5 protein-coding genes are annotated in these 4,408 nt (G+C 39.2%); 3 read left to right on the top strand and 2 right to left on the bottom strand.

Annotated features, from left to right (window positions below):
* Positions 1-346: 346 nt before the first annotated feature.
* Positions 347-574 (top strand): hypothetical protein, encoded by a 228-nt coding sequence (locus FTT77_RS16985; RefSeq protein WP_228144800.1) that lies wholly within the window; start codon positions 347-349, stop codon positions 572-574.
* Between the two features lie 184 nt (positions 575-758).
* Here the strand turns inward: FTT77_RS16985 and FTT77_RS16980 are convergent, their stop codons facing one another.
* Positions 759-1,328, bottom strand: coding sequence for a hypothetical protein (locus tag FTT77_RS16980; RefSeq protein WP_180056042.1), 570 nt, complete (start codon positions 1,326-1,328; stop codon positions 759-761).
* Between the two features lie 201 nt (positions 1,329-1,529).
* On the opposite strand from FTT77_RS16980, the gene FTT77_RS16975 reads away from it, so the two are divergent.
* The gene (locus FTT77_RS16975; protein WP_078194436.1) at positions 1,530-2,600 is read left to right on the top strand and encodes an alpha/beta hydrolase; all 1,071 of its coding nucleotides are present in this window, start codon (positions 1,530-1,532) and stop codon (positions 2,598-2,600) included.
* 77 nt (positions 2,601-2,677) lie between these two features.
* Here the strand turns inward: FTT77_RS16975 and FTT77_RS16970 are convergent, their stop codons facing one another.
* Complete coding sequence (locus tag FTT77_RS16970; RefSeq protein ID WP_180109592.1) at positions 2,678-3,349, bottom strand: acetoacetate decarboxylase family protein; 672 nt, start codon at positions 3,347-3,349, stop codon at positions 2,678-2,680.
* A 101-nt stretch (positions 3,350-3,450) separates the two neighbouring features.
* Here FTT77_RS16970 and FTT77_RS16965 point away from each other — a divergent pair, with 101 nt between their 5' ends.
* Positions 3,451-4,020: a peptidylprolyl isomerase gene (locus tag FTT77_RS16965; protein WP_180005529.1), complete on the top strand. Its 570-nt coding sequence runs from the start codon at positions 3,451-3,453 to the stop codon at positions 4,018-4,020.
* Positions 4,021-4,408: the final 388 nt, after the last annotated feature.

Genomic DNA, 4,408 nt, shown 5'->3' with positions numbered 1-4,408 from the left:
ACTGAGGATCAGAAAGCTTGTTTGAATCGATGTATTTCATCCGCAGATTATGCACGAATGCTAAGAAATCCGGAGTGCAAATATTAACCAAAAAGAAGATCGTTTTTTGATTTATGAAAGAGATCTATTTATTTTATTAATAAAAAACAAAGCACTTGAGTTAAATAAATGATGTAAAGCCTCAAAATGAATGAAAACTACCTAATTAATAAAACATTTCATAAGCTGTACCGTGCCTCGTACAAAGTACAACTCAGAAGATGGGAACTTCACAGAATTATTTTCCATTATGACTCGGGCAAAGTTGAGCTTTGCTTTTAATGATTCAATAAAGGAAATAATGAAGATGAAAAAAATTGGTTTATTCGCTGTTGCAGTTTTAGGTTTTGGTTTAGCTGCGGTAGGTTGTACTTCTCAAGAAACTGTAGAATCTCCAGAAACCGCTCAAGTAACGTCTGCAACTGAAGCATCTGTAACGACAGAGCAATCGGGTGCTGTGGTTCAAGCAGATCCATCAGCTCAAGGTGCTGAAGTTCAATCTGCGCCTGCACCACAACCTACAGTTCAGCAATAATATTGTTTAATGCTCTCTGACCTGTAACAACAGGCAGTCAAGAATAGACAGAAGATAGGATGCCTCTTCTGTCTATTTTCTTTTCTATTGCTTTTTATATTACCTTTTAGATTTTTAGCGAGCAAAAAAAAGCCCATCATGTAGATGAGCTTTTTACTTCTAACCGATCTGCAAAAAGCATCAATTAACGGCGATTTTCCCATGCGCGACGACGTTCTTCAGCCGCTTTACGTTGTTGATCTGATGCCTTTCTTAAATCTTGAATATTCTTTTTGCGCTCTTGCTCAGTTTGTTTTCTACGATCTTGACTAGCTTTACGGCGCTGTTCTTCTAAACGCTGACGCTCTTTGCTGACTTTTTGACGATCTTGTTCAGCACGTTTACGACGTTCAGCTTCAGAGTATTTACGCTGTTGTTCTAGACGTTGACGTTCGAGTTCGTTTTTACGACGATCCCACTCTTGTTGATTTTTACGATTCTGTTCCCAGTTACGCTGGTCAAGTTGCTGCTTTCTACGTTCAAGCTCTAAACGATTACGTTGTTGTTGTTGACGTTCCCATGTACGGCGGTCTTGTTCATAACGACTGTCGTAACGGCGATCATAACGATTGTCATAGCGTCGATCATTATTATCATAACGGCGGTCATAACGTTGATCATAACGTCCATCGTAGTAACCATCTTCAGGGAATGCTACGCAGCCTACAGCCAAAAAAGCAGTCGCAAAAGACAGAAGGATGATCTTTTTAGCCATGGTGAGTATCCTTTATCGAGAATGGGTTAGCATAATCAACCCATAAAACTTGGGTAAATTGTCAATGACAACTCTATAAAAGAAGATTAGCTTAACTAGGTCTGTACTATGTATGTTGATGTTGAGACTTATATGTGAATATGGTCACATTTGACCTAGATCATGTAGAAAGTATGAAGAGCATAATTCGAAGGATAGAGCATGTTTGCATTGAATGAATCACTTAAAAATATGAAAGATAAAGGCCAAGGTACGGCTGCTCGGTTACTTGATCGTCTTCCTAACTTTGCCAAAGAAAGCCTCGCAAAACGTCTCGATTATCCGTTTATTTTTCCAGAATTAGATCCGCTGGTGAAATGCATGATGGCGGCTCAACTCAAGCAAGGTAAGTCAGGCTTTGTGACTGAAGACTATGTGAAGTCTCGTAAATTATTTGATTTACAGATGGAGTCGATCAAGACCAAGCCGACCTTTGTGAAACAAGTGCAAGATATACGTCTACCTTTACAAAGTGCTACGCTGTTTGCGCGTCATTATCATCCTGCTCCAAATAAAAAATTACCGATGATCGTGTTCTATCACGGTGGTGGTTTTGTGGTGGGTGGTCTAGACACGCATGATGAAGTTTGTCGTTTATTGGCCGTGCATGCTAAAGCACAAGTCTTAAGTATTGATTATCCTTTAACACCAGAAGCCAGCCCAGCTCAATTAATGCAAAGCTGTGAAGATGCCTTGGCCTGGACTTATCAAAATAGTCGTCAGTTTAAAATTCTTAAAAATCGAATTGCGGTGGCAGGGGATAGTGCAGGCGGCAATATTGCTACTGCGGTTGCGCAGCGCAGTGCTCAGAAAGTTTTTGCCCCGCAAGCTCAGCTATTAATTTACCCAGTAGTGGATTTTAAGAGTCGCCACCCATCTTTCTATGCGTATAAAGATGGTCTGGTTCTGACTGAAAAAGATATTGATGTCGTAACCGCTTTATATGCGGAACAACATGCAGTGGCCTTGGATGATCCATTAATTTCACCGACCTATGGAAAATTGGCAGGTATCGCACCCGCGTATATCGTGACGGCAGGGCATGATGTTTTACATGACGAAGGTGAAATTTATTCGCATAAACTCCGTCAGCAAGGGGTGAAAGTGTTTTATCAAGAATATACCGATCAAACCCATGGTTTTATCAATTTAACCCCGGTTTCGCACCGAGCTAAAAAATACGTGATCGAGATCAGTACGAAGTTCCGTAAATTTTGGGATAAACGTAGCTAATCATTCCTTTATATAAAGTAAACCCAGTGTTTCACGTGAAACACTGGGTTTTTATTTATTGGGTTACTTATATTAGGTTACTTATCTTGGATTTTTGCAGCAGGAAATACGAGGCTAAATTCGGGGACATAAAAGCTTTGCAATAATCGTGCTTCGGCAAAATTAGGAAAGATCTCCTGCGTGTTGTGCCATTCTATCTGTTTCAGTTTAGAGAGCCGTCCACGAAACTTCGGTGAAAATTGATAACGCTTACCTTCCCACGCTTGTCTGATTTGCAACATCGCTGCAGGGATATGATGACTATTAATATAGAAAGAACGCTGTGAACGTGATTTTTTTAAACGGATCTGCATTTTGTGTTGTTCAACTTCTATAGTACAGACCACTTCATTGTCATGTTGTTGCCATTCAAACTTTGCCAACTCTTTAGGAATACCCCAGAGTTTTTGACCATGAATGACAGAGATATCTGTCGAAACATAAATCTTAGGAATCGAACTTAACCTTTTCTTACTCCATAAAGGGTGATCTAAAATTAGCAATTCGTCATAAGGGCCCACAGGTGAATCATGGTATCGGACCAATAACACCTGAACCACACGACCTAAAGGCGATGTCGCTAAACGGAACATCTGCGCTTGTTGGATAAAACTCGGAGAGATCCAATAATTCAAAATAAAAGCATCGCCACGCAGTTGCCAAGGCGGTAAATGTGTCAATGCAGTGTCCGACGGTATTATTTGCGTCATCATTGTTCTCGTTTTAATAATGGCAGAATAATTACTTTTTAATCATCAAAGACTAATATACAGTCAATAACAAGTACGAGATCAACCAGAAGAGTTAGCAAATGTTAAAACAGATTTTATTTACCGCAGCACTTGGCTGTGTGAGCTTAAGCAGTTTTGCTGCCAATACTATTGTCGAAATGAAAACCTCTCAAGGCAATATTGAAATTGAGCTATTCAATGACAAGGCACCTATCTCAGCTAAAAACTTTGAAAGCTATGCAAAAGAAAAATTTTATAACGGCACGATCTTTCATCGCGTGATTCCTGGATTTATGGTTCAGGGTGGGGGCATGGATGTCAAAATGCAGGAGAAGCCAACAAAAGCGGCGATTAAGAATGAATCAAGTAATGGCTTGAGCAATAAACGCGGCACATTGGCAATGGCACGGATGAATCATCCTGATTCAGCAAGTAGTCAGTTCTTTATTAATGTTGCAGACAATGACTTTCTCAATAAAAGTGCAATGAATGCGGGATATGCTGTTTTTGGTAAGGTCACTAAAGGTATGGATATCGTCGATAAAATCGTAAAAGTTCCAACTGCGAACTATGGAATGCACCAGAATGTCCCTGTAAACCCAGTGGTTATACAGAGTGTGGTGATTAAAGCAGCACCTGTAAAAAACTAAGCACACAAAATAGGAAAAATATTTTACATGATATTTGTAATAAATATCATGTATTTATGTGAATAAAGTGTGTTTTTTGAACCATAATGGTGCATAAAAATAAAACACTCGTGTTCTTTGTGAGTGAAAAGCACTTGCACGTGTAAGAAATTGCCCTATAATGAGCACCATACCGACGAGATAGACGGAAACGAACGAAACGCGAAGCGTTGAGTTGTTAAGTTTATCGAAGTCCAGCTTCTAGCATTGACGAGATGTTAGGAAGATCATTAAGAGATTATGAAGAACAACTTGTGTGGATTTTTACTGATTGATTGATCGAAATTATTTTCATTGATTGATGGTAGAAATTACTCGAAGTTTATTTGAGCAAATTTTTGTCAGTAAT

Source organism: Acinetobacter sp. YH01010, assembly GCF_013420775.1.
Taxonomy (GTDB): Bacteria; Pseudomonadota; Gammaproteobacteria; order Pseudomonadales; family Moraxellaceae; genus Acinetobacter; species Acinetobacter amyesii.
The sequence above is the reverse complement of the archived record's forward strand: the minus strand, read 5'-3'. Positions and strand labels throughout refer to the sequence as shown.